This window comes from Pseudomonas sp. Irchel s3h17, from assembly GCF_900187505.1.
Taxonomy (GTDB): Bacteria; Pseudomonadota; Gammaproteobacteria; order Pseudomonadales; family Pseudomonadaceae; genus Aquipseudomonas.
On sequence record NZ_FYDL01000009.1, the window covers coordinates 62487 to 86199 of the forward strand.

Genomic DNA, 23713 nt, shown 5'->3' on the forward strand with positions numbered 1-23713 from the left:
ACCGTCATCACGACCTGTGACCTAAAAACCAAGGCTGGAAAGCAAATCGTCCACATCGTCCTGACCGGACATCACGTCATCACGTTTATCGGCATGAATCTGCGGACCTTCACCCTTAGCCAGATGTTTTTTCGGATCTTTTTCAGCCAGGATCGATTCGCGGTCATGTTCGATGCCCGCGAAGCGGTCGACCTGACTGGCCATCAGCACGAGCTTGAGCAAATTGCTTTCGACTTCCGTGACCAGTTGCGTCACGCGCTTGATCACCTGACCGGTGAGGTCCTGGTAATCCTGGGCCAGCAGAATGTCATTGAGGTGGCCTGAGACGACCTGGGTCTGCTCGGCGCTGCGCGCCAGGAAACCGTCGACGCGCCGGGCCAGTTCGCGGAACTCCTCGGCCCCGACTTCGCGACGCATGAAGCGCCCCCAATCCGCGCTCAAGGCGCGGGCATCAGTGCCCAGGCCATTGACCAGCGGTGTACTGCTCTCGACCAGGTCCATGGTGCGGTTGGCGGCGGCCTCGGTCAGCTTGACCACATAGGACAGGCGCTCGGTGGCATCCGTGATCTGCGACACTTCCTCGGCTTGCGGCATGTGCGGGTCGATCTGAAAATTGACGATCGCGCTATGCAGCTCACGGGTCAGCTTGCCGACCTCCTGGTACAGGCCGCGGTCACGGGTCTGGTTGAGCTCATGGATCAGTTGCACGGCGTCGCCGAACTTGCCCTTCTCAAGGCTTTCGACCAATTCGACCGCGTGTTTTTTCAGGGTCGATTCAAAATCGCCCTGTGAAATCTCTCGTTGCTCCATAGCTCCCCCGTGGCGCAGTGGCACCACCTGTCAACCGATGCGTTCGAAGATTTTCTCGATCTTCTCTTTCAACGCCAGGGCCGTGAACGGCTTGACCACGTAGCCGTTGACGCCGGCCTGGGCCGCTTCGATGATCTGCTCGCGCTTGGCTTCGGCGGTCACCATCAACACCGGCAGGTGCTTGAGTTTTTCGTCGGCGCGCACGTGGCGCAGCAAATCGATGCCGGTCATGCCAGGCATGTTCCAGTCCGTTACCAGAAAGTCGATACTGCCGCTGTTGAGTACAGGGATGGCGGTAGTGCCGTCGTCTGCCTCGACCGTGTTGGTGAACCCGAGGTCACGCAACAGGTTTTTAATGATCCGCCGCATCGTTGAGAAGTCATCAACGATGAGGATTTTCATGTTCTTGTCCAATTCGACCTCCAAGCAGTCTTAAACGCGCCCAGCACCTGGACACGCCATTCAATCAATCAGGCGTAACACTCAACGACTGTCTGGAGCACAACGGATTGAAGCCTGTGCGGCTGCACGCCACACCGGTCTCGTTCGCAGTGTCCCCACACTGCTGTCAACGCGCTCGCCACTCTCCCAAACGCCCCCGCAAACGGGCCGCGCACTGGCTGTGTAACTGGCTGACCCGCGATTCGCTGACCCCCAGGACCTCACCGATTTCCTTGAGGTTCAGCTCTTCGTCGTAGTACAGCGCCAACACCAGTCGCTCACGCTCCGGCAAATTGGCAATCGCGTCCGCCAGCGCGGCCTGGAAGCGTTCATCTTCCAGGTCACGCGACGGCTCAAGATGAGCACTCGCGCCATCCTCGTGCAGCCCTTCGTGTTCGCCGTCCTGCAGCAGGTCGTCGAAACTGAACAGGCGGCTGCCCAAGGTGTCATTCAAAATCCCGTAATAATCATCGAGACTCAATTGGAGTTCGGCCGCAACCTCGTGATCTTTAGCGTCACGTCCGGTTTTAGCTTCAATTGAGCGAATCGCGTCACTGACCATCCGGGTATTGCGGTGGACCGAACGTGGCGCCCAGTCCCCCTTGCGCACTTCATCGAGCATCGCGCCGCGGATACGAATCCCGGCATAGGTCTCGAAACTTGCGCCTTTGCTCGCGTCGTATTTGGTCGACACTTCAAGCAACCCGATCATCCCCGCCTGGATCAGGTCTTCCACCTGCACGCTGGCCGGCAGACGCGCCAGCAGGTGATAGGCAATGCGTTTTACCAGTGGCGCGTAACGCTCGATCAGCTCGTACTGCGCGTCACGCGCCGAGTTCTTGTACAGGTTGTAACCGCTGGCTGTCATAACACCGGACCCGCCGTTTGTTGCACCAGGCGCTCGACGAAAAACTCCAGGTGCCCGCGCGGATTGGCGGGCAACGGCCAGGTATCGACTTTCTGCGCGATGGCCCTGAAGGCCAAGGCGCACTTGGAGCGGGGGAAGGCTTCGTACACGGCGCGCTGTTTCTGCACGGCCTTGCGCACGCTTTCGTCGTAAGGCACCGCGCCGACATATTGCAAGGCGACATCCAGGAAGCGATCCGTGACCTTGGTCAACTTGGCGAACAGGTTGCGCCCTTCCTGCGGGCTCTGCGCCATGTTGGCCAGCACGCGGAAACGGTTCATGCCGTAATCGCGGTTGAGCAGTTTGATCAGTGCGTAGGCGTCGGTGATGGAAGTCGGTTCGTCGCACACCACCAGCAGCACTTCCTGGGCGGCGCGCACAAAGCTGACCACCGACTCGCCGATGCCGGCGGCGGTGTCGATCACCAGCACATCGAGGTTGTCACCAATGTCGCTGAACGCCTGGATCAGGCCGGCGTGTTGCGCCGGGCTCAGGTGCACCATGCTCTGGGTGCCCGAGGCGGCCGGCACGATACGAATGCCGCCCGGCCCCTGCAGCAACACATCGCGCAGTTCGCAACGGCCCTCGATCACGTCGGCCAGCGTGCGCTTGGGGGTGAGCCCCAGCAACACGTCGACGTTCGCCAACCCCAGGTCGGCGTCCAGCAACATCACTCGCCTGCCGAGCTCTGCCAGAGCCAGGGACAAGTTCACTGACACGTTAGTCTTACCGACGCCACCCTTGCCGCCGGTCACCGCGATCACCTGTACGGGATGCATGCTGCCCATGTGCTTTCTATACCTTGTCTTCTTAGACGCGGGCTACATGGCTGGCTGCGCGTTCAATACTGAACAATGCATGGCAGGCCATCGATGTAGATACAAATCTAGTCATTGTTACCTCAGCCAACCCGCTTGGTCGGACTGTGGTAGATATCAGCGAACATATCAGCCATGGCTTCTTCGCTGGGTTCTTCCTGCATCTGCACACTCACGGCGCGACTGACCAACTGATGGCGGCGCGGCAAATGCAGATCATCCGGGATCCGCGGCCCATCGGTCAGATAGGCCACCGGTAATTCGTGGCTGATCGCCAGGCTCAACACTTCGCCCAGGCTCGCCGTTTCATCCAGTTTAGTCAGGATGCAGCCCGCCAGGCCACAACGCTTGTAACTGTGGTACGCGGCGGTCAGCACCTGCTTCTGGCTGGTGGTGGCCAGCACCAGGTAATTCTTCGCCTTGATCCCGCGACCGGCCAGGCTTTCCAGCTGCATGCGCAACGCCGGATCACTGGCTTGCAGGCCCGCGGTGTCGATCAGCACCACGCGCTTGCGCAACAGCGGATCCAGGGCCTGGGCCAAGGACTGGCCCGGGTCGACATGGGTGACCGAGACATTGAGGATCCGCCCCAGGGTCTTGAGTTGTTCCTGGGCGCCAATGCGGTAGCTGTCCATGCTCACCAGCGCGATGTTCTGCGCGCCGTACTTGAGCACATAACGCGCGGCCAGCTTGGCCAGGGTGGTGGTCTTGCCCATGCCGGCAGGGCCGACCATGGCAATCACACCACCCTCTTCCAGCGGCTCGATCTCGGGGGTCACGATCATCCTCGCCAGATGCGCCAACAGCATGCGCCAGGCTTGACGAGGCTCTTCAATATCCGTGGTCAACGCCAGCAGGTCGCGTGACAGCGGGCCCGACAGGCCGATGCGCTGCAGGCGACGCCACAGGTTGGCCTGCTGCGGGCGGCTGCCCTGCAGTTGATTCCAGGCCAGCGAACCCAATTGCACTTCCAGCAGCTCGCGCAAGCCGTTGAGTTCCGAGCGCATCGAATCATAGGCCCGCACGTCGACAGTGGCCGCTGCCACTGGTGCTGGCGCAGGGCGTGGCGGTTCGGACAACGTGGGCTCGATCAGCGGTTCGGCCGCCGTCAGCGGCAGGCCGGCAAACAACTGACGATTGGTGCTGGTGCTTGCCTCGCCATCGCCGCGCAGGCTGAGTTCGGCCTGGGCCGTGACGATCCGCGACTGGGTCTTGCGCAGCTCGTCTTCGAGTTCAATGTTCGGCACCCGAGGTGCCAGCGCCGACAACTTGTAATCCAGGGCAGCCATCAGCTCGACACCGCCGGCGATGCGGCGATTGCCAATGATCGCGGCTTCGGCGCCCAGCTCATCACGAACCAGTTTCATGGCCTGACGCATATCGGCGGCGAAAAAACGCTTAACTTGCATAAACCACTACCTCAGCCGTTGGGCCCTACTGTCGCAACGATGGTCACTTGCTTGTTGTCAGGGATTTCCTGATACGCCAACACATGCAACCCCGGGACTGCCAGGCGGCCGAACCGCGAGAGCATCGCGCGGACCGGACCTGCGACCAACAGAATCACCGGGTGACCTTGCATTTCCTGACGCTGCGCCGCGTCGATCAGTGAGCGCTGCAGCTTCTCGGCCATGCTTGGCTCCAGCAAGACACCCTCATCGGCGCCTTGCCCAGCCTTCTGCATACTATTGAGCAATATTTGTTCCAACCTTGGCTCCAGCGTGATCACAGGCAGCTCGGACTCAGTGCCTACAATGCTTTGCACGATTGCGCGGGACAAGCCGACACGCACCGCGGCGACCAAAGCGGCGGTATCTTGACTCTTGGCGGCGTTGTTGGCGATGGCCTCGGCAATGCTGCGAATGTCGCGCACCGGCACCTGCTCAGCCAACAGCGCCTGCAACACCTTGAGCAACTGCGACAGCGACAGCACGCCGGGCACCAGTTCCTCGGCGAGTTTCGGCGAGCTTCTGCCCAGCAACTGCATGAGTTGCTGGACTTCTTCGTGGCCGATCAGCTCGCTGGAGTGCTTGTACAGGATCTGGTTGAGGTGCGTCGCCACCACCGTACTGGCGTCGACCACGGTGTAACCCAGCGATTGCGCCTGGGAGCGCTGGCTGACTTCGATCCACACCGCCTCCAGGCCAAAGGCCGGATCCTTGGCGGTAATGCCATTGAGCGTGCCGTAGACCTGGCCCGGGTTGATCGCCAGCTCGCGGTCCGGATAAATCTCCGCTTCGGCGAGGATCACCCCCATCAGGGTCAGGCGGTAGGCACTGGGCGCCAGGTCGAGGTTGTCGCGGATGTGCACGGTCGGCATCAGGAAGCCCAGGTCCTGGGAGAGCTTTTTACGCACACCCTTGATCCGCGCCAGCAACTGCCCACCCTGATTGCGATCCACCAGCGGGATCAGGCGGTAGCCGACTTCCAGGCCGATCATGTCGATCGGGGTCACGTCGTCCCAGCCCAGCTCCTTGGTTTCCATGGCGCGTGCTGGCGATGGCAGCAGTTCCTGCTGGCGCTTGACCTCTTCCAGCGCCTGCACCTTGACGGTGTTCTGTTTCTTCCAGAACAGGTAGGCGCCGCCTGCGGCGAGGGCCGCCATGCTGAGGAAGGCGAAGTGCGGCATGCCTGGGACAATACCCATCACAGCCATCAGGCCGGCCGAAACGGCCAGGGCCTTGGGCGAGGCGAACATCTGCCGATTGATCTGCTTGCCCATGTCTTCGGAGCCCGAGGCACGGGTCACCATGATCGCCGCAGCGGTGGACAACAGCAGTGATGGCAATTGCGCCACCAAACCGTCACCGATGGTCAGCAAGGCGTACACCCGGCCGGCATCGCCAAAGGTCATGCCGTGCTGGAAGATCCCCACCGCCATGCCGCCGATGAGGTTGATGAACAGGATCAGCAGGCCGGCGATGGCGTCACCGCGCACGAACTTGCTGGCACCGTCCATCGAACCGTAGAACTCGGCTTCCTCGGCGACTTCCGAACGGCGGGCCTTGGCCTGGCCCTGATCGATCAGGCCGGCGTTGAGGTCGGCGTCGATGGCCATCTGCTTGCCGGGCATCGCATCGAGGGTGAAGCGCGCGCTGACCTCGGAGATCCGCCCGGCCCCCTTGGTCACCACCACGAAGTTGATGATCATCAAAATCGCGAAGACCACGATACCGACCACGTAGTTACCGCCGATCACCACCTCGCCGAAGGCCTGGATCACCTTGCCGGCGGCGGCGTGACCGTCCTGGCCGTGGAGCATCACCACCCGCGTGGAGGCCACGTTCAACGCCAGGCGCAACAGCGTCGCCACCAGCAGAATGGTCGGGAACACCGCAAAATCCAGCGGCCGCAAGGCATACACGCAGACCAGCAGCACCACGATCGACAGGGCAATGTTGAAGGTGAAGAACACGTCGAGCAGGAACGGCGGGATCGGCAACATCATCATTGCCAACATGACCAACAGCAACAGCGGCACACCCAGATTGCCTCGGCTGAGGTCTGCCATGTTGCTGCGGGCATTGTTGATAAATTGAGAGCGATCCACCGGTATTCCCCGTTCCTTTGAAGCAAACTTTTGACGCCGCAAGCGGGCGCAGGGCGGCTACTGCAAGAAGCCTTCCAACTTTTGCGGAGGTTTGGAATTGAGGGTTAATTGGGGGATTGGGGTTGACTGGACGGGCTCCTTCGCGGGCAAGCCGCGCGCCCACACCGTTCTATGTCGAACGCCGATTCTGCAGCCAGACCCGATCATTGCGGGGGCCGGGCTTGCCCGCGATGAGGCCGGCACTGCCAGCGAATATCTCGGAAAGTGCGCTGCTGACCAGCCATTCGAACAAGTAAACCTATCAGTTCTGCTAGTACCCAACCCTTGCAAAGCCGCCAATACTGAACTCCCGCACTTCAGACGTTCGGAGCAACCACCCATGCCATCGCCACGCGAAACCGTGCTCTGCCATTACCACTACGATCCCCTTGATCGACTGATCAGTCACGCACTGCCAAATATCCCCGAGCGCCAGCGCTTTTACTGCAAAAGCAGGCTGGCCACTGAGATACAGGGGGCGATGCGCTATTCAATCGTCCAGCATGGCGACCAGTTGTTGGGGCAACAGCGAAGTGAGGGTGATGCGCCTGATACCACGCTGCTGGCCACCGATCAGCAGCGTTCGGTGTTGCAGACGCTCAAGGCGGATCGTCCACCTCAGCCCATCGCCTATTCGCCCTATGGCCACCGTCCTGTTGAAAGCGGGTTGCTCAGCTTGCTCGGCTTTAACGGCGAACGGCCGGATCCGGTGACTGGGTGTTATTTGCTGGGGAATGGGTATCGGGCGTTTAATCCGGTGTTGATGCGGTTTAACAGCCCTGACAATTTGAGTCCATTTGGGGTGGGAGGGTTGAATGCCTATATCTACTGCGGGGGAGAGCCAGTGCTTGGGAGCGATCCTACGGGGCATAAGAATATTGCAAGAAGCTTGTGGAAGGGGATACAAAATCTTTTTATTGGTAGAACACCTAGTAAACTTAGAACACCAACGTCTGTTGTCAAAACAAATAGCACTGCCGACCTCACAAGCAGTCAATTAACGTCAAATACAGCTCGTCAACCCAGTAACAGTAGTTTTTCGAGTACACAATCAGCAGGGTCTTTCAACCCACGACATCAGCGCTCAGATTCCCTCTTGGAAGACGCAGACATGAGCATGTTTGAACAAAATCCAAAAAATAATATCGAAAATCTCATGAGCTCGCCAAAGAGCTCACGCCAACAAAACGGCACGACTTCATCACGAAGCCCATCTTCACAAAACCTCAAAGCTTCGCCAAGGGTTTCATCACAACAATACAAATCCCTCGAAGAACTAGAGCTGCGATTACAGTTAGCACATGATGAAAGACAGATGATGGCGTATATAAATGGCGACAGAGATGCATTCAACAAACCATTTACCCTGTCAGACCATAGGAAATATATTCGCGAACAAGGTTTCTAAGCCGAAATCCGGAGTTTCCCAAGATGGAACATTTTGGGAGTTCATTCAGATTACGCAAAAAATGCGCAAAAAATGGGGGCAGATTTATTTACAACATAGCGAGCGCAAAATTATTCGCCCCCACTAAGCTTTCATCATCACTACAAGGACGTAGGAGGATGCATGCCCAGAATAGGACGAGTAGTACTGCCCAACCACCCCCACCATGTCGTACAACGCGGCCACAATCGACAGGTCGTTTTCGCGAATGCAGGTGATTGCTTTGGTTTTATCAGGAGTCCCGCCGCAACTCCGGCGGAATCGGCACCTCATCCTTGAACGGCTCCGGCCGCTTGCCTTTGCCCGCGCGGTACTGGCGGATCTGGTAGACGTAGGCCAACACTTGCGCGACGGCCAGGTACAGCCCGCCGGGGATTTCCTGGTCGAGTTCGGTGGAGTAGTAAATCGACCGCGCCAGCGCCGGTGACTCCAGCAACAGCACATTGTTGCCCACGGCGATCTCGCGGATTTTCAGGGCCAGGAAGTCACTGCCCTTGGCGATCAGCATCGGTGCGCCGCCCTTGTCCGGGTCGTACTTGAGGGCCACGGCATAGTGGGTCGGGTTGGTGATGACCACGTCGGCGTCGGGAACAGCCGCCATCATCCGCCGCTGGGACATTTCGCGCTGCAGTTGGCGAATGCGCTGCTTGACCTCGGGGCGGCCTTCCTGGTCCTTGTGCTCGTCGCGGATTTCCTGCTTGGTCATCAACAGTTTCTTGTGACTCTGGTACAGCTGCACCGGCACGTCGACGGCGGCGATCAGGATCAGGCCGCAGGCCATCCACAAGGTGCTCCAGCCCACCAACTGCACGCTGTGGATGATTGCCTGCTCCAACGGTTCGTGGGCGATACGCAGTAAGTCGTCGATGTCCGATTTCAACACCGTCAGCGCCACAAACAGGATCAACAGGAACTTGGCCAGCGCCTTGAGCAACTCAATCACGGCGGTGGAGGAAAACATGCGCTTGAGGCCGTTGGCCGGGCTCATCCGACTGAACTTGGGCGCCAGGCTGCTGCCGGCAAACAACCAGCCACCCAGGGAAATCGGACCGATCAGCGCGGCCAGGAGCAAGGTGATCAGCACCGGCTGCACGGCGATGATCGCAATCTTGCCCGAGTGCAACAGGTATTGGCCCATGGCGCCCGGGCTGAGCAACACCTCGCGAGGCAGGGAGAAGTTAAGGCGCATGATTTCCAACAGGTCCTGCGCCAGGCCGCCGCCATAGATCAGCAGCCCCCCGGCACCGGCCAGCATCACCGCCAGGGTATTGAGCTCCTTGGAACGGGCAATCTCACCCTTTTCCCGGGCGTCCTTTTTCTTTTTCTCCGTGGGTTCTTCGGTCTTGTCCTGACCACTCTCGCTCTCGGCCATGGCTTAGCGCGCCTGTGCCATATCGCGCAGCAACTGCAAGGCCTCGGTGGCCAGCGGTTGATACTGATTGAGAATGTCGCCCAGGCTGATCCAGAAGATCACCAGGCCCAGCACCAGGGTCAGCGGAAAGCCGATGGAGAAGATATTCAACTGCGGCGCTGCCCGGGTCATGACCCCGAAGGCAATGTTGACCACCAGCAGCGCAGTGATCGCCGGCAGCACCAGCAACATGGCCGCGCCCAGCACCCAGCCCAGCTTGTTGGCGATTTCCCAGAAGTGCGTGGTCAGCACTGCACTGCCCACCGGCAAGGTGGTGAAGCTTTCAGCCAGCACTTCAAACACCACCAGATGGCCGTTCATGCCGAGAAACAGCAGGGTCACGAGCATGGTCAAGAACTGCCCGATCACCGCCGCCGACACGCCGTTAGTGGGGTCGACCATGGAGGCGAAGCCCATGCCCATCTGGATCGAGATGATCTGGCCGGCGATCACGAAGGCCTGGAAGAACAACTGCAAGGCGAACCCCAGCAGGCCACCAATGAGGACCTGCTCGGCAATCAGCAGCAGACCGCTGAGGTCCAGCGGATTGACCGCCGGCATCGGTGGCAGCCCGGGCATGATCACCACCGTGATCGCCAGTGCGAAGTACAGCCGGATACGCTTGGGCACCAGTGTCGTACCCACGATCGGCATGGTCATCAACACCGCACCGACCCGGAACAGCGGCAGCATGAAGCTGGCCACCCAGGTACTGATCTGCGTGTCGGTCAGCGCCAGCAGCGACATGGCTTAGCCGATCAACTGCGGAATACTGCCGTACAAGCGCAGGATGTATTCCATGAAGGTTTGCACCAGCCACGGGCCGGCGACGATCAGCGTGACCAGCATCACCAGCAGGCGCGGCAGGAAGCTCAGGGTCTGTTCGTTGATCTGGGTGGCCGCCTGGAACATCGCCACCAGCAACCCCACCAACAGGCTCGGGACCACCAGCACCGCCACCATCAGGGTGGTCAGCCACAGCGCCTCACGGAACAGGTCTACCGCTACTTCAGGAGTCATATCGCCCTACCCGTCCACTCATGGCTACACACCGCCGAAACTGCCCGCCAGGGTGCCGATGATCAACGCCCAGCCATCCACCAGCACAAACAGCATGATTTTGAACGGCAGGGAAATGATCAGCGGCGAGAGCATCATCATGCCCATGGCCATCAGTACACTGGCCACTACCAGGTCGATGATCAGGAATGGAATGAAGATCATGAAACCGATCTGGAACGCAGTCTTGAGCTCCGAGGTGACGAAGGCCGGCACCAGGATGGTCAGCGGCGCCTGTTCCGGCGTGGCGATGTCGGTCCGCTTGGACAGGCGCACAAACAGTTCCAGGTCACTGCTGCGAGTCTGCGCCAGCATGAAGTCCTTGATCGGCACCTGGGCCTTGGCCACCGCATCCTGGGCGGTCATTTTCTCCGCCAGGTAGGGTTGCAGGGCGTCCTGGTTCACCCGGTCGAACACCGGCGCCATGATGAACAGGGTCAGGAACAGCGCCATGCCGGTGAGGATCTGGTTCGACGGTGTCTGCTGCAGACCCAAGGCCTGGCGCAGGATCGAGAACACGATGATGATCCGGGTGAAACTGGTCATCAGCATGACGAACGCCGGGATGAAACTCAGCGCGGTCATGATCAGCAGGATCTGCAGGCTGACCGAATACTCTTGGGCGCCCTCGGCGTTGGTGCCCAGGGTAATGGCCGGAATCGACAGCGGATCGGCGGCAAACGCCAGTGGCGCAGCCAACATCAAGACCAGCGTCAGCAGGGCTCGCAACGGCATTACTTCTTATCCTTGTCTTTACCCAGCAACTCCATCAGGCGCTGGGCAAACTCGGGGGTGGCCTGCTCAGTGCTCGGCACCGCCACCGGTTCTTTCAGTACATGCAGCGGGGTGATGGTGCCCGGCGTCAGCCCCAACAGGATCTGCTCGTTGCCAACCTGTACCAGCAGCAGCCGGTCACGCGGCCCTAGGGCACGCGAGCCAATCAACTCGATCACCTGCCCTTTTCCCGCCGGGCCCGCCTGCTGTACCCGGCGCAGCAGCCAGGCGAGGAAGAAGATCAACCCCAGCACCAGCAGCAAGCCCAACACCAGCTGGGTCAACTGCCCGGCCACGCCACTGCCGGCCGCAGGCGCCGCCACGACTGTCACCGGCTCGGCAGCCATGACGCTGAACGGCAAGGTCAGCAACACACCGAGAAACCTCTTCACTCAGCGCAGCTTCTTGATGCGTTCGCTGGGGCTGATCACGTCAGTCAGGCGGATACCGAACTTCTCGTTGACCACCACCACCTCGCCGTGGGCGATCAAGGTGCCGTTGACCAGCACATCCAGTGGCTCGCCCGCCAGGCGATCCAGCTCGATCACCGAGCCCTGGTTCAATTGCAGCAGGTTACGGATGTTGATGTCGGTGCTGCCGACTTCCATGGAGATCGACACCGGGATATCCAGAATCACGTCCAGGTTCGGACCGTCGAGGGTCACCGGCTGGTTATTCTTCGGCACGCTGCCGAACTCTTCCATGGGCAGGCGGTTGGAGGGCGAGTTCGCTGCATCGGCGGCCAGCAAGGCATCGATGTCGTCCTGTCCGGCGTCACCGGCCTCTTCCAGCGCGGCAGCCCATTCATCAGCCAGCGCCTGGTCGTCCTGGGAATTCATATCGTTAGCCATCATTTGTCCTCGGCGGGCTGCCGTTCAATTGGAAGCCGTCATTTAAAAGCGAATAGGGACGAGCGCCGGTCAGCGGCGCTCGATCGGCTCGATCACCTGCAACGCCAGGTTGCCTTTGTGGGAGCCCATCTTGACCTTGAAGGCCGGCACGCCGTTGGCGCGCATGATCATGTCTTCCGGCATCTCCACCGGGATCACATCCCCCGGCTGCATGTGCAGGATGTCGCGCAGGCGCAGCTGGCGACGGGCGACGGTGGCACTCAATGGCACGTCGACGTCCATCACGTCCTGGCGCAAGGCATTGACCCAACGTTCGTCCTGGTCGTCGAGGTCGGACTGGAAGCCCGCATCGAGCATTTCGCGCACCGGTTCGATCATCGAGTACGGCATGGTCACGTGCAGGTCGCCGCCACCGCCATCGAGTTCGATGTGGAAGGTGGAGACCACCACGGCCTCGCTCGGCCCGACGATGTTGGCCATGGCCGGGTTCACTTCCGAGTTGATGTACTCGAAGTTGACTTCCATGATCGCCTGCCAGGCTTCCTTCAAGTCGATGAAGGCCTGCTCCAGCACCATGCGCACCACGCGCAGTTCGGTGGGCGTGAATTCACGGCCTTCGATCTTGGCGTGACGCCCGTCACCACCGAAGAAGTTGTCCACCAGCTTGAACACCAGCTTGGCGTCGAGAATGAACAGCGCGGTGCCACGTAGCGGCTTGATCTTGACCAGGTTGAGGCTGGTGGGCACGTACAGCGAATGCACGTACTCGCCGAACTTCATCACCTGCACACCGCCGACTGCGACGTCTGCCGAGCGCCGCAGCATGTTGAACATGCTGATGCGGGTGTAGCGGGCAAAACGCTCGTTGATCATTTCCAGGGTCGGCATGCGCCCCCGGACGATCCGGTCCTGACTGGTCAGGTCGTAGCTTTTGACACTGCCCGGTTCAGCAGCGGTATCGGTCTGTACCAGACCATCGTCGACACCATGCAACAGCGCATCGATCTCATCCTGGGACAGCAGGTCCTGCACGGCCATGTCGTGTTCCTACTGCAGTACGAAATTAGTAAAGAGCAACTGCTCGACCACTACCTTGCCGACTTCTTTCTGCGCCACTTCCTGCACGCTGGCAGTGGCTTTCTGGCGCAGCATTTCCTGACCGACCGGGGTGGCCAGGGTGTCGAAACTCTGTGCGGAGAACAGCATGACCAGGTTGTTGCGGATCACCGGCATATGCACTTTCAGCGCATCCAGATCGGCCTGGTTGCGCGCCTGCAGGGTGATGCTCACCTGCATGTAGCGCTGACGGCCATTGTGGTTGTAGTTGGCAATGAACGCCGGCGCCATGGGCTCATAGATCGCCACGGGCTTGCCAGTGCCGGTCGACTCCGCCATGGGCTCAGGCTTGCTCTGAGCGCTGTGCATGAAGTACCAGGTCGCCCCCACGGACAGGCCGACGGCCAGCAGCAACGCCGCCACAACCACCAGGATCAGCTTGAGTTTGCCTTTCCCGGCGGGGTCTTTTACTGCTGCGTCGCTCTTCGCCATGCCAATAATCCGTCACTATTCGGGTTTTCACAGTCGCACGGCAAGGCAAGAGCAAGTGTTATGCCAGAAGTGTCGGGGCGCACTCATGCGGCTCAATAACACATGAAGGCTGCCCTTGTGGCGAGCGAGCTTGCTTGCGCTGGCGTGCGCAGCGCGCCCTGACAAGGTGGCGGCGATCTTTCGGAAAGACCTCGGCGAGGGTTTTGGGGCTGCCGTGCAGCCCAGCGCGAGCAAGCTCGCTCGCCACGGGGTCTGTGTACGACGCCACTTTACTTGACTGAAGGTCGCCACGGGAGTGGGTTCTGCGTTCAGTCAGGCGTAGTAATCGACCGCACTGGTGCCAATCACACTGGTGGTGCTGGCGGCGACTTCGGTCACGCTGACCGAGGGTTCATCGGCGGTCGCGTCCAGGCGCGCACCGCTGGCCGAAGTGCGCCCGCTGTGCCCCTGCTGAGTCTGCTCCTGGGAACCCCGGGACTGGTCGGACACATTGACGTCGACCAGCCCCATGCCTTGCTGCACGAACATCTCGCGCAACCGGTGCATCTGCCCGTCCAGCGCTTCGCGAACCCCGACGTGGGCGCTCATGAAGGTCACTTGGGTCTGTTGATCGGGAATCAGGTTGATGCGGATATCCAGGCGACCCAGTTCGGCCGGCTGAAGCTGAATCTCGGCGGCCTTGAGGTTGGCACTCGACAGGTACATGACGCGATTGACCACTTCTTCGGTCCAGCCGCTTTGATGCATGGCGATCGGCTGGTTGACCGGTAGCGCATTGGCGGCTTTCGGCGTCGCCGCCTGGGTCAGCGCCGCTAGGCGGCTGGCAAAATCGTCGACGCGAGTGTCGCTGCCGGCAGCGCCCAGGTCCTTGAGTCCGTCTTCCAGCAAGCCGGTGAAGGCTTTTTCGCCCCCCTGGCCGGTGCTGTCCTTGTCGGCTTGCAACTCAAGCATGCTGGCCATGCCGGCGGAGAAGTGTTGCGCCGGCGTCGGCTCGCCATCGAGTGCAGCCGGGGCCACCTTGGCCTGGGCCTGCGTGGATGCGGAAACGTGACCGCTCTGCTCCATGGCCAAGCGCACGGCGGGCAGCGCATCGAGCGGATCGGCTTCAGGGTCGAATGCCGGAGCGGTGACGGTTTGAACCGAGGCAGCAATGGCAGCCTCGACAACAGGGTCCGCCGCGGCCACAGCCGCTGAGTCAGCAACCGGTACCGGCGCTGTTGGCTGTGCATCCACCTGCAATGCCGGATCCAAGGGCAGCGTATCGTCCGTCGCGGCCTGGGCTGTGTCGGGCGTATCGACGTTGTCGGCAGGCAAGGTTTTGCCGCTACCGGCAACCACAGGGGCCGCAGCGGCAGGCAGATTACTGGCGACATCCTTTTTGGCCGGGCCTTCGGCAGCCTTGTCGCGCGGCGCTTTTGCCACTGCGTCAGCGGTCACGGGAGATTTTCCCGCGGCCTGACCGGCAAACACCCCAGCAAAGCTGGCGGCCTTGTCCCCAGGCGCCACGGGCACCGCCGGGGCATTGACGGGGCCGGACTGAGGCTTGGCCTTGGTGCTCGCCTGAAGAAGCAGATGTGGGGAAAGGGGCATGGCAGTCTCCGCTGCACGGGGATCGTAGATACAGTCAGTGGAGATAACTGCAAAGGTCGAGCCAGCTTTGCCCGGCGGCGACTAAGAGCGCTGGCCGGTCGAGCGGCTATCAAGGGAACGCCGTTGTTCGGCTTCATAAAGCGGCCGGACAATCGCGAACTCACCGTCGATTTCGCCTACCAGCCGTTCAATGACGGCCGGGGTGGTCGTGTTTTTTTTGGCGCGCTGTTCCAGCTCACCGCAGAACTCGGCCAGGCGCAGCGCTCCCATATTGCCGCTACTGCCCTTGAGGCTATGGGCCACATTGATAATCTGCGCGACGTCGTCTGCCTTGCGCAGCAAGCGCAAACGCTCTTCGGAGTCAGTAAGAAACGCATCCAGCAACAGCGGATACTCGCCCTCCATGACTTCCCGCAACGCACTCAATACGCCGTGATCCAGATGTGTCTCAGTCACTTGTTCGCTCCTTGATCAAGAATGTATGGATTATGCCTGAGCGCCCCAGGAAAACTCCACGCGGGCCCGTCGACCATCGTCCGACCAACAGGCATTGCGGCTCAACTGACGGATCAGGCTCACGCCTCGACCCGACAAGCGGCCGACGTCATGCGGTCGGTCCATCACGCGTTGTACATCGAACCCGTTGCCGCTGTCTTCGACCTCAATCACCAGGCACCCGCCCGCCCCTTGGGGCACGACCTGCAAATGCACCCGCAGGTAGCCGTCCGCGAGCTGCTCAAGGCGTTGATTGCGCAACTGATAATAGTGCGCAAACCCCGACACGTCGCGCTTGATGCTCGAATCCAGCCCCAGCACGCCATGCTCCAGCGCATTGGAGTAAAGCTCGGCCAGCACACTGTAGAGCGCACCGCTTTGCGCGCGCAATCCATGCACTTCCAGCAGCAGCTGCAGCAGATACGGCAGCGGGTTGAAGCGCTTGAGGGTGGCGGCACGAAACTCGAAACTCACCGACCAGTCCAGCGGACAGGACTGGCCACTGTCGGAATACACCGGCGCTGGCGGGCTGATGTGCTCAGGCTCCAGCAGGCTGATCTCGACCATGCTCACGTCATCCCGCGCCCCGCCGCCAAAGTCGCCCAGCGCCCGCTCGATCTCCTCGAACAACCGCTCTGGCTGACGATTGTCGGCAAACACCTTGTGCAGGCGCTCGACACCGAACAACTGCTCGTCGGCATCGCAGGTGTCGATGACCCCATCGGACAACAGGAACACCCGATCCCCCAAGGCCATCGGGAACACCTCGGTGCGGTCGTCAAAGGCTTCGGGACTCAACACACCCAACGGCAAATGCCGCGCGGTCAATGGCCTGCGCTCGCCCGTGGCGATGTCATGCAGGTAGCCATCCGGCATCCCGCCATTCCAGACCTCGACCGAGCCACGCTGAAAACTCAAGGACAACAAGGTCGCGCAGCAGAACATGTCCACCGGCAGGATGCGCTTGAGCTTGGCATTCATTTCCCGCAGGGTTTCGGCCAGGCCGTAGCCCTTGGCGGTCATGCCGTAGAACACTTCAGCCAGTGGCATGGCACCGACCGCCGCCGGCAACCCATGGCCGGTGAAGTCGCCGAGCAGCACCTGCATGTCACCGGACGGGGTGAACGCGGCCAACAGTAAATCCCCGTTGAACAGCGCATAGGGGGATTGCGAGTAACGGATGCTCGGTGCGCTCAGGCACCCCGAATGGGTCACCTTGTCGAACACCGCCTTGGCCACGCGCTGTTCGTTGAGCAAGTAATCGTGATGCCGGGTGATCTGGTCGCGCTGCTCCAGCACCGTGGCCTGCAAACGCCGCAAGCGATCCATGGCCTTGATCTTGGCCGCGAGGATCACCTGGTTATAGGGTTTCGCCAAAAAGTCGTCGCCACCGGCGTCCAGGCAACGGGCCAGCCCCTCGCTTTCGGTCAGGGACGTCAGAAAGATGATCGGTACCAGGGTCTCCCCGGCCAGTTGCTTGATCTGGCGCGCCGCGTCAAAGCCGTCCATTACCGGCATCATCGCGTCCATCAACACCAGGTGGGGTCGCTGCTGGCGGTACAGCTCGACGGCCTCGACACCGTTGGCGGCCACCAGCACCTCGTGCCCCTGGCGCCGCACGATACTCGATAGCAACAGGCGATCGGCGGCGCTGTCTTCCGCGATCAATACCGTCAGGGACTCCGCCAGCGGCGCCATGGCGATCAACTGATGTCGAACAGCTTGTCGAAATTGGAGATCGCGAGAATCTTGCGCACGTCAGTGCTGCTGTTGACCAGGCGCACGTCGGATTCATCCCCACCGGCATGGTCGCGCAGCAACAGCAACATGCCCAGCGCCGAGCTGTCGAGGTAGGTGGCATCCTTGAGGTCAACCACCACCGAGCTGAGCTGATCATCGAGCTTTTCGTAGGAGTCGCGAAATTCCTGATGCTTGGCGAAGTCAAACCGTCCTTTGATCGATATCGTCAGTTTCTGTCCATCCGGTGAGACTTCGGTGATGACTGACATGCTAAAGCTTCCTTGTCATTGGCAATCGTGTACAAGGTTTAGCACCTGCACAGGGCATGTTCAAGGAGCGAAATCGACGCCCTGCCTCCATCAATACGGACTCTCTCGCGGTAAACGCTGGGAAAGCTCATCCAGCAGCTTCTGCTCGCGCCTGTCTTCAAGCTGGCGGGCCTCATCGATATAGCGTTGCACCAGCTTGCGCAGGCCTTCGACCCGGGCGTACGCCTGCTGCCAGGTGTCCCGCGCCTTGTCCAGATTGTTCTGGTGCCAGGCCAGGCTTTGCCGCTGCTGGTCGATCGCCGTTCCCAGCTGCACCAGGAAGCCCTGGTAGCCGAGCAACCATTGCCCGGAAACACCCTCGCGCCCACGTTCGACCCAGCGCTCCAGGTATTCCAGGCGAAAGCCGTCCAGATCGGCCAGCTTGGTTTCCGCCAGCCGAACCTGCCCCTGGAAATACCCCAGGCGCTGGACAGCGGTCTTCTCGGCTTTTTCAGCCATCTCGACCACCGGCACCAGGCGCGTTGCTCGGCTCTGGGCCATACCGATCAGCCCCCGGCCGCTGGCGCGAAGATCGTCTCCAGGTGCGCATCGCTTTCACCCAGGCCGATATTGTCGTTGAGCCCCTGGCGCAGGTACTTGACCAGGGTCGGCTGCAAGGCAATGGCGGTGTCGGTCTCCCGGTCGCCACCGGCCACGTAGGCACCGACGCTGATCAGGTCGCGACTCTGTTGATAACGCGACCACAGCTGCTTGAAGTACTGGGCACGGCGCATGTGCTCGGGCGAGACCACCGACGGCATGACCCGGCTGATGGAGGCCTCGATGTCGATTGCCGGGTAGTGCCCTTCTTCCGCCAGGCGCCGCGACAACACAATGTGCCCATCGAGCACGCCCCGTGCCGAGTCGGCAATCGGGTCCTGCTGGTCGTCGCCTTCGGACAACACGGTATAGAACGCGGTGATCGAACCCCCACCGGCCTCGGCGTTACCGGCCCGCTCCACCAGTTTCGGCAGCTTGGCAAACACCGAGGGCGGATAGCCCTTGGTCGCTGGTGGCTCGCCGATAGCCAGGGCAATTTCCCGCTGGGCCTGGGCGAAACGGGTCAGGGAGTCCATCAGCAACAGGACATTCTTGCCCTTGTCGCGAAAGTACTCGGCGATTCGCGTGCAATACATCGCCGCGCGCAAGCGCATCAGCGGCGCATCGTCGGCGGGGGATGCGACCACCACCGAGCGCTTGAGGCCTTCTTCACCGAGAATATGCTCGATGAATTCCTTGACCTCACGACCCCGCTCGCCGATCAGCCCGACCACAATAATGTCGGCCTCGGTAAAGCGGGTCATCATGCCCAGCAGCACACTCTTGCCCACGCCGGTACCGGCGAACAGGCCCAGGCGCTGGCCACGCCCCACCGTCAACAAACCGTTGATGCAGCGAATACCTACGTCCAGCGGCTGGCTGATGGGGTCGCGATTGAGCGGGTTGATGGTCGGACCATCCAGTGGCACCCAGTCCTCGGCTTTCATCCCGCCCTTGCCGTCCAGGGCACGGCCGGCACCGTCGAGCACGCGCCCGAGCATGCTCATGCCCATCGGCAAGCGGCCGTTGTCGGCCAGCGGCACGACCCGGGCGCCGGGCGCAATACCGGCGACACTACCCACCGGCATCAGGAATATTTTATTGCCGGAAAACCCCATGACCTCGGCTTCCACCTCGATCGGGTGATAGCTGTTGTCGTTGATCACCCGACAGCGACTGCCCATGGCCGCGCGCAAGCCCTCGGCCTCGAGCGTCAGGCCGACCATGCGCAGCAGGCGCCCCTCGAGGATCGGTTGGCCCGGCAGCTCAATGGCCTCGGCGTAGCCACTCAGGCGCTTGCCGAAACTGGTGCGCTCAAGACGCATCGAGGCAGTCCACTGGCTCTGGCCGGGCAGGCGCTTTCGCGGGAGCGGACAAGTCGATCGACAGGTCCGCCTCGGCCGGGTGCAGCGCCTGCTCGTGCAGTTGATCGAGCAACTGCGCCGTGGCCTGGGCGATGCGGGTTTCCACCGTGGCATCGATGCGGCTGTGTTCGGTCTCGACACGGCAACCGCCTGGCAGCAGGGCTTCGTCCTCGACGATGCGCCAGGTTTCCTCATGACGCTCGCGCAAGGCCTTGACCTGCGCGAAATCCTGCGGATTGATGTACAGGCGCACGTTATCCACGCCCAGCGGCAACAGCTTGAGGGCCTCGCGCATGACGTGTTCGATTTGCGAGGAGTCGATGGCCAGCTCGCGCTGGATCACCTGGCGGGAGATGTGCCGGACCAGGGCCACCAGGCCTTTTTCGATTTGCGTGTCCTGCTCGGCGATGGGCTCGAACAGATGGCCCATCAGCCGCTCAAGGCTGGCCAGCTTTGCCGCCAGGGCCACTTCCGCTTCCTGGCGGACCTTGAGGGTGGTGCTGTGAAAGCCTTCTTTCTCGCCGGTGGCAAACCCTTCGTTCCAGGCTTCCTGGCGAATGCTTTCGAGCTCTTCGAGGGTCAACGGCTGGACTTCCTCCAGCGGCACCTCTTCGATTTCCGGCGGCTCGGGTTCAGGCTCGGGTTCGGGCTCCGGGACAAACGGATCGAAACTGGGCAACGACCAGATGTCGAACCCACTGACATCACGCGCACGAATCAGGTCGGTGGGCGACTCATCACTCTTGAAGGCCATAAGGTCAGATCATTTCTTCGCCGCCCTTCCCGCCGAGAACGATTTCTCCGGCTTCGGCCATACGGCGGGCAATGGTGAGGATTTCCTTTTGCGCGGTTTCCACATCGCTGACGCGCACCGGGCCCTTGGCCTCCAGGTCGTCGCGCAGCAGTTCGGCGGCACGCTTGGACATGTTCTTGAAGATCTTGTCCTTGACGCCTTCGTCGGACCCCTTGAGGGCCAGCACCAGCACGTCGGAGGAGACTTCGCGCAGCAACGCCTGGATGCCACGGTCGTCGACGTCGGACAGGTTGTTGAACACGAACATGAGGTCTTCGATCTGACCGGACAGGTCTTCGTCGACTTCGCGGATCGAGTCCATCAACTGGCCTTCGATCGAACTGTCGAGGAAGTTCATGATGTCCGCCGCGCGCTTGATGCCACCCAGGGTGGTGCGCGAGGCGTTGGAGTTGCCGGAGAACTGCTTCTCCAGAATCTGGTTCAGTTCCTTGAGTGCCGCCGGCTGTACCGTGTTCAGCGAGGAAACCCGCAGGATGATGTCCAGCCGCACCTTGTGGTCGAAGTTACCCAGGACTTCACCCGCCTGGTCCGGGTCCAGGTAGGCCACGACAATGGCCTGGATCTGCGGGTGCTCGTAACGGATCACGTCCGCCACCGCGCGCGGTTCCATCCACTTGAGGCTGTCCAGGCCGCTGGTGTTGCCCCCCAGCAGGATCCGGTCGATCAGGCCGTTGGCCTTGTCCTCGCCCAGGGCCTGGGTGAGCATCTTGCGGATGTAGCCATCAGAGCCAACGCCCAGGCTGGTCTGGTCGCCGACGATGTCGACGAACTCGCTCATCACCTGCTCGACCTGCTCACGGTGCACATTGCCCATTTGCGCCATGGCCACGCCCACGCGCTGGACCTCTTTGGGCCCCATGTGGCGCAGCACTTGCGCGGCATCGGTTTCGCCCAGGGACAGCAGCAGAATCGCGGCTTTGTCGACCCGGCTGAGTTTGGCGATAGCGGCTCGGTTATCACTCATCTGCGTTAATCCACTCTTTCACGACCTGGGCCACACGACCCGGGTCTTCGGCCACCAGGCTCTTGATTGCGTTCAACTGGGCGTCATAGCCTTCGCTCGGGCTAGGCAGCAGGATGCTTTGCGGACCGCCGAGGCTGACGCGATCGTTGCCCAGCTCGCCATCCAGGCCGCCCAGGCCACCCAGTTCGGAATCACTGCCAATGCCCGCCAGCTGCCGGTCCTTGCCGCCACCGGTGATGTTGTTGAGCACCGGACGCAGCACGCCGAACACCAGTACCAGGATGAACAGCACGCCCAGCACTTGCTTGACAACGTCCCAGAACCACGGCTGCGAGTAGAACGGAATCTCGGCGATTACCTCACCGCGCTCTGCGGAGAACGGCATGTTGATCACGCTGACGCTGTCGCCACGGCTGGCGTCGAAACCGACCGCGTCCTGAACCAGGCGAGTAAAGCGCGCCAGTTGATCGGCGCTCCACGGCGCTCGGCTGGTTTCGCCGTTGGCCGGGTTGATCTTGACCTGATCATCGACCACCACCGACACCGACAGGCGATTCAAGCGGCCCTGCTGCTGCTTGGTGTGGCTGATGGAGCGATCAAGTTCGAAGTTCTTGGTCGACTGCTGGCGCTTGTCCGCCGGGTACGGGGCCAGCATCGGCTGACCGGTGGCCGGGTCCATGATCTGCTGGCCGTTGGCATCGAGCAGCGGCTGGCCGGGCTGCACCATACCCGCCGATGCGGTCGCGCCACCGGTGGTTTGCGGCGCCGAGGCCGGTGCCGGCGGCTGATTGCTCAACGCGCCGGGAACGCCTTGCGGGCCGTTGCTGGCGGTACGTTGCTCGGACGTCGACTGCTCGCTGCGCAACGCCGGTTGATCCGGGTTGAACTGTTCGGACGTCGACTCGACCGCGCTGAAATCCACGTCGGCGGACACTTCGGCTTTGTAGCGATCATTGCCCAGCACCGGCTGCAGGATGTTATGCACACGCTGGGTGAGCATGCTTTCCATGCGACGGCTGTAGTCGAACTGTTTGCCGGCCATGGTCAGCGCGGAGTTTTCCGCCTGGTCGGAGAGCAGGTTGCCCTTCTGGTCGACCACGGTGATTTGCGATTTGCTCAATTCCGGAACACTGGTTGCCACCAAATTGATGATGGCCAGCACCTGGCCCGGCTCCAGCGAGCGCCCGGCATACAGCTCGACCAGTACCGAAGCACTTGGCTTGCGCTCGTCACGCACGAACACCGAACTCTTCGGGATCGCCAGGTGCACGCGGGCGCCCTTGACGTTGTTCAGGCTGGCAATGGTGCGCGCCAGTTCGCCTTCAAGGCCGCGACGATAACGGGTCGCTTCCATGAACTGGCTGGTACCCAGGCCCTGGTCCTTGTCGAGAATCTCGAAGCCGATGTTGCCGTCGGTGGGAGTGACACCCGCGGCGGCAAGCTTGAGCCGCGCTCGCGACAGGTCATCGGCCTTGACCAGCAAGGCGCCGGAATTGGGTTCGACGGTGTAAGGAATGTCAGCGGTGGCCAGGGTTTCCATGACCTGCTTGGCATCCATCCCGGCCAGGCTGCCGTACAGCGGCCGATACTCGGGCTGCTGCGACCACAGCACCACGGCAAAGCCAATCGCCACGCTGGCTGCCAGGCCGACCAACAGGCCGACCTGACGCAGCATGGTCATCTCGGAGAGGTTTTCCAGGAAGGACAACCCGAACAGCGGCGGTTTGCCGTCAGTGGGCGCGACCTTGGCCGGAACGTTATTGGCGACTGCTTCTGCCATGACTCAATCTCGTCCTTAAACCGGCATCTGCATGATGTCTTGGTATGCCTGAACCACTTTGTTACGCACCTGGGTCAGTGCCTGGAAGGAGACGCCGGCCTTTTCCTTGGCGATCATCACGTCGGTCAGGTCGACACCGCTCTTGCCGATCTCGAACGCGGTGGACAGCTGGGTCGACGCCTGCTGGGTGTCATTGACCTTGTTGACGGCCTGGCCGAGCATGTCGGCAAAGCTGCTGCCGGCCAGTTCCGGCACGGCGACGGCAGCTTTGGGCTGAGCCATGGCGTCCATTTGCATGGCCCGCATGTCCAGCATCAACCGGTTGAATTCAATTCCTTGACTCATGGACTACTCTCTCTGACGACCCGCAATTTTTTGACACTCACTCGGCGGATAGAGTGGTGTTAGCAACAAGGGTGCCAGCTCCATGGCGACGCTCGACAAAAGCCCTCCCCGGGCTTTA

25 protein-coding genes and 1 pseudogene are annotated in these 23713 nt (G+C 61.3%); 2 read left to right on the top strand and 24 right to left on the bottom strand.

Translation table 11 applies throughout. The features are described from left to right. Positions 1-21: 21 nt before the first annotated feature. From CKW25_RS14445 to flhA, 6 genes are all read right to left on the bottom strand, one after another. Positions 22-810 carry a protein phosphatase CheZ gene (locus CKW25_RS14445; RefSeq protein ID WP_095080130.1) on the bottom strand — a complete coding sequence of 263 codons (789 nt, stop codon included), beginning with the start codon at positions 808-810 and terminating at the stop codon, positions 22-24. 30 nt (positions 811-840) lie between these two features. After that, positions 841-1212 carry a chemotaxis response regulator CheY gene (locus CKW25_RS14450; protein ID WP_172736526.1) on the bottom strand — a complete coding sequence of 124 codons (372 nt, stop codon included), beginning with the start codon at positions 1210-1212 and terminating at the stop codon, positions 841-843. A 166-nt stretch (positions 1213-1378) separates the two neighbouring features. Beyond that, positions 1379-2119 (bottom strand): RNA polymerase sigma factor FliA, encoded by a 741-nt coding sequence (gene fliA, locus CKW25_RS14455; protein WP_095080132.1) that lies wholly within the window; start codon positions 2117-2119, stop codon positions 1379-1381. Then, on the bottom strand, positions 2116-2946 hold the full coding sequence (fleN, locus tag CKW25_RS14460) for a flagellar synthesis regulator FleN (protein ID WP_027621027.1): 831 nt from the start codon (positions 2944-2946) through the stop codon (positions 2116-2118). The genes fliA and fleN overlap by 4 nt, the downstream gene beginning before the upstream one ends. A gap of 113 nt (positions 2947-3059) precedes the next feature. Beyond that, a complete protein-coding gene (gene flhF, locus CKW25_RS14465; RefSeq protein WP_095080133.1) occupies positions 3060-4385 on the bottom strand; it encodes a flagellar biosynthesis protein FlhF in 1326 nt (441 codons plus the stop codon). Between the two features lie 11 nt (positions 4386-4396). Beyond that, on the bottom strand, positions 4397-6526 hold the full coding sequence (gene flhA / locus CKW25_RS14470; RefSeq protein WP_095080134.1) for a flagellar biosynthesis protein FlhA: 2130 nt from the start codon (positions 6524-6526) through the stop codon (positions 4397-4399). A 379-nt stretch (positions 6527-6905) separates the two neighbouring features. Between flhA and CKW25_RS14475 the strand changes: the two genes are divergently transcribed. Both CKW25_RS14475 and CKW25_RS14480 read left to right on the top strand, forming a co-directional pair. Further along, positions 6906-7973: an RHS repeat-associated core domain-containing protein gene (locus CKW25_RS14475; protein ID WP_095080135.1), complete on the top strand. Its 1068-nt coding sequence runs from the start codon at positions 6906-6908 to the stop codon at positions 7971-7973. A gap of 162 nt (positions 7974-8135) precedes the next feature. Then, a pseudogene (locus CKW25_RS14480) lies at positions 8136-8231 on the top strand (transposase); the annotation flags it as partial. Between the two features lie 13 nt (positions 8232-8244). Here CKW25_RS14480 and flhB read toward each other — a convergent pair. From flhB to fliE, 18 genes are all read right to left on the bottom strand, one after another. Continuing rightward, positions 8245-9384, bottom strand: a complete 1140-nt coding sequence (flhB, locus tag CKW25_RS14485) for a flagellar biosynthesis protein FlhB (protein ID WP_095080136.1) — start codon at positions 9382-9384, stop codon at positions 8245-8247. Between the two features lie 3 nt (positions 9385-9387). Beyond that, positions 9388-10170: a flagellar biosynthetic protein FliR gene (fliR, locus tag CKW25_RS14490; protein WP_095080137.1), complete on the bottom strand. Its 783-nt coding sequence runs from the start codon at positions 10168-10170 to the stop codon at positions 9388-9390. A gap of 3 nt (positions 10171-10173) precedes the next feature. After that, on the bottom strand, positions 10174-10443 hold the full coding sequence (gene fliQ, locus CKW25_RS14495; RefSeq protein WP_093417060.1) for a flagellar biosynthesis protein FliQ: 270 nt from the start codon (positions 10441-10443) through the stop codon (positions 10174-10176). Positions 10444-10467: 24 nt separating this feature from the next. After that, on the bottom strand, positions 10468-11217 hold the full coding sequence (fliP, locus tag CKW25_RS14500) for a flagellar type III secretion system pore protein FliP (protein WP_095080138.1): 750 nt from the start codon (positions 11215-11217) through the stop codon (positions 10468-10470). After that, positions 11217-11603 (bottom strand): flagellar biosynthetic protein FliO, encoded by a 387-nt coding sequence (gene fliO / locus CKW25_RS14505; protein WP_256577985.1) that lies wholly within the window; start codon positions 11601-11603, stop codon positions 11217-11219. The genes fliP and fliO overlap by 1 nt, the downstream gene beginning before the upstream one ends. Positions 11604-11648: 45 nt before the next feature. Continuing rightward, entirely contained in the window at positions 11649-12107 is a 459-nt protein-coding gene (gene fliN / locus CKW25_RS14510) for a flagellar motor switch protein FliN (RefSeq protein ID WP_095080396.1), read from the bottom strand. Positions 12108-12176: 69 nt separating this feature from the next. Beyond that, positions 12177-13145: a flagellar motor switch protein FliM gene (gene fliM, locus CKW25_RS14515; RefSeq protein WP_095080140.1), complete on the bottom strand. Its 969-nt coding sequence runs from the start codon at positions 13143-13145 to the stop codon at positions 12177-12179. A gap of 9 nt (positions 13146-13154) precedes the next feature. Beyond that, entirely contained in the window at positions 13155-13655 is a 501-nt protein-coding gene (gene fliL / locus CKW25_RS14520; protein ID WP_095080141.1) for a flagellar basal body-associated protein FliL, read from the bottom strand. A 312-nt stretch (positions 13656-13967) separates the two neighbouring features. Next, positions 13968-15245: a flagellar hook-length control protein FliK gene (locus CKW25_RS14525; RefSeq protein WP_095080142.1), complete on the bottom strand. Its 1278-nt coding sequence runs from the start codon at positions 15243-15245 to the stop codon at positions 13968-13970. Positions 15246-15326: 81 nt separating this feature from the next. Further along, on the bottom strand, positions 15327-15701 hold the full coding sequence (locus CKW25_RS14530; RefSeq protein ID WP_095080143.1) for an Hpt domain-containing protein: 375 nt from the start codon (positions 15699-15701) through the stop codon (positions 15327-15329). 30 nt (positions 15702-15731) lie between these two features. Beyond that, the gene (locus CKW25_RS14535) at positions 15732-17438 is read right to left on the bottom strand and encodes a fused response regulator/phosphatase (RefSeq protein ID WP_095080144.1); all 1707 of its coding nucleotides are present in this window, start codon (positions 17436-17438) and stop codon (positions 15732-15734) included. A 5-nt stretch (positions 17439-17443) separates the two neighbouring features. Next, the gene (locus CKW25_RS14540) at positions 17444-17749 is read right to left on the bottom strand and encodes an STAS domain-containing protein (RefSeq protein WP_095080145.1); all 306 of its coding nucleotides are present in this window, start codon (positions 17747-17749) and stop codon (positions 17444-17446) included. A gap of 90 nt (positions 17750-17839) precedes the next feature. Beyond that, a complete protein-coding gene (fliJ, locus tag CKW25_RS14545) occupies positions 17840-18289 on the bottom strand; it encodes a flagellar export protein FliJ (protein ID WP_095080146.1) in 450 nt (149 codons plus the stop codon). Positions 18290-18294: 5 nt separating this feature from the next. Beyond that, positions 18295-19653, bottom strand: coding sequence for a flagellar protein export ATPase FliI (gene fliI / locus CKW25_RS14550; protein ID WP_095080147.1), 1359 nt, complete (start codon positions 19651-19653; stop codon positions 18295-18297). Further along, the gene (gene fliH, locus CKW25_RS14555; protein WP_095080148.1) at positions 19643-20446 is read right to left on the bottom strand and encodes a flagellar assembly protein FliH; all 804 of its coding nucleotides are present in this window, start codon (positions 20444-20446) and stop codon (positions 19643-19645) included. The genes fliI and fliH overlap by 11 nt, the downstream gene beginning before the upstream one ends. Positions 20447-20450: 4 nt before the next feature. Beyond that, entirely contained in the window at positions 20451-21470 is a 1020-nt protein-coding gene (gene fliG, locus CKW25_RS14560; protein ID WP_095080149.1) for a flagellar motor switch protein FliG, read from the bottom strand. Continuing rightward, a complete protein-coding gene (fliF, locus tag CKW25_RS14565) occupies positions 21463-23250 on the bottom strand; it encodes a flagellar basal-body MS-ring/collar protein FliF (RefSeq protein WP_095080150.1) in 1788 nt (595 codons plus the stop codon). Before fliF ends, fliG begins: the two co-directional genes overlap by 8 nt. A gap of 15 nt (positions 23251-23265) precedes the next feature. Further along, entirely contained in the window at positions 23266-23595 is a 330-nt protein-coding gene (fliE, locus tag CKW25_RS14570) for a flagellar hook-basal body complex protein FliE (RefSeq protein ID WP_095080151.1), read from the bottom strand. Positions 23596-23713: the final 118 nt, after the last annotated feature.

Excerpts from the sequence above, each read along its gene's own strand:
- fliL (WP_095080141.1), bottom strand. The coding sequence starts at position 13,655 with ATGGCGAAGAGCGACGCAGCAGTAAAAGACCCCGCCGGGAAAGGCAAA.
- CKW25_RS14475 (WP_095080135.1), top strand. The coding sequence starts at position 6,906 with ATGCCATCGCCACGCGAAACCGTGCTCTGCCATTACCACTACGATCCC.
- fliN (WP_095080396.1), bottom strand. The coding sequence starts at position 12,107 with ATGGCTAACGATATGAATTCCCAGGACGACCAGGCGCTGGCTGATGAA.
- fliP (WP_095080138.1), bottom strand. The coding sequence starts at position 11,217 with ATGCCGTTGCGAGCCCTGCTGACGCTGGTCTTGATGTTGGCTGCGCCA.
- fliM (WP_095080140.1), bottom strand. The coding sequence starts at position 13,145 with ATGGCCGTGCAGGACCTGCTGTCCCAGGATGAGATCGATGCGCTGTTG.
- fliI (WP_095080147.1), bottom strand. The coding sequence starts at position 19,653 with ATGCGTCTTGAGCGCACCAGTTTCGGCAAGCGCCTGAGTGGCTACGCC.
- fliH (WP_095080148.1), bottom strand. The coding sequence starts at position 20,446 with ATGGCCTTCAAGAGTGATGAGTCGCCCACCGACCTGATTCGTGCGCGT.
- fliO (WP_256577985.1), bottom strand. The coding sequence starts at position 11,603 with ATGGCTGCCGAGCCGGTGACAGTCGTGGCGGCGCCTGCGGCCGGCAGT.
- fliR (WP_095080137.1), bottom strand. The coding sequence starts at position 10,170 with ATGTCGCTGCTGGCGCTGACCGACACGCAGATCAGTACCTGGGTGGCC.
- fliF (WP_095080150.1), bottom strand. The coding sequence starts at position 23,250 with ATGGCAGAAGCAGTCGCCAATAACGTTCCGGCCAAGGTCGCGCCCACT.
- fliJ (WP_095080146.1), bottom strand. The coding sequence starts at position 18,289 with ATGGCCCAGAGCCGAGCAACGCGCCTGGTGCCGGTGGTCGAGATGGCT.
- CKW25_RS14535 (WP_095080144.1), bottom strand. The coding sequence starts at position 17,438 with ATGGCGCCGCTGGCGGAGTCCCTGACGGTATTGATCGCGGAAGACAGC.
- fliA (WP_095080132.1), bottom strand. The coding sequence starts at position 2,119 with ATGACAGCCAGCGGTTACAACCTGTACAAGAACTCGGCGCGTGACGCG.
- CKW25_RS14525 (WP_095080142.1), bottom strand. The coding sequence starts at position 15,245 with ATGCCCCTTTCCCCACATCTGCTTCTTCAGGCGAGCACCAAGGCCAAG.
- fliG (WP_095080149.1), bottom strand. The coding sequence starts at position 21,470 with ATGAGTGATAACCGAGCCGCTATCGCCAAACTCAGCCGGGTCGACAAA.
- fleN (WP_027621027.1), bottom strand. The coding sequence starts at position 2,946 with ATGGGCAGCATGCATCCCGTACAGGTGATCGCGGTGACCGGCGGCAAG.
- CKW25_RS14540 (WP_095080145.1), bottom strand. The coding sequence starts at position 17,749 with ATGTCAGTCATCACCGAAGTCTCACCGGATGGACAGAAACTGACGATA.
- fliQ (WP_093417060.1), bottom strand. The coding sequence starts at position 10,443 with ATGACTCCTGAAGTAGCGGTAGACCTGTTCCGTGAGGCGCTGTGGCTG.
- flhF (WP_095080133.1), bottom strand. The coding sequence starts at position 4,385 with ATGCAAGTTAAGCGTTTTTTCGCCGCCGATATGCGTCAGGCCATGAAA.
- CKW25_RS14445 (WP_095080130.1), bottom strand. The coding sequence starts at position 810 with ATGGAGCAACGAGAGATTTCACAGGGCGATTTTGAATCGACCCTGAAA.
- fliE (WP_095080151.1), bottom strand. The coding sequence starts at position 23,595 with ATGAGTCAAGGAATTGAATTCAACCGGTTGATGCTGGACATGCGGGCC.
- flhB (WP_095080136.1), bottom strand. The coding sequence starts at position 9,384 with ATGGCCGAGAGCGAGAGTGGTCAGGACAAGACCGAAGAACCCACGGAG.
- CKW25_RS14450 (WP_172736526.1), bottom strand. The coding sequence starts at position 1,212 with ATGAAAATCCTCATCGTTGATGACTTCTCAACGATGCGGCGGATCATT.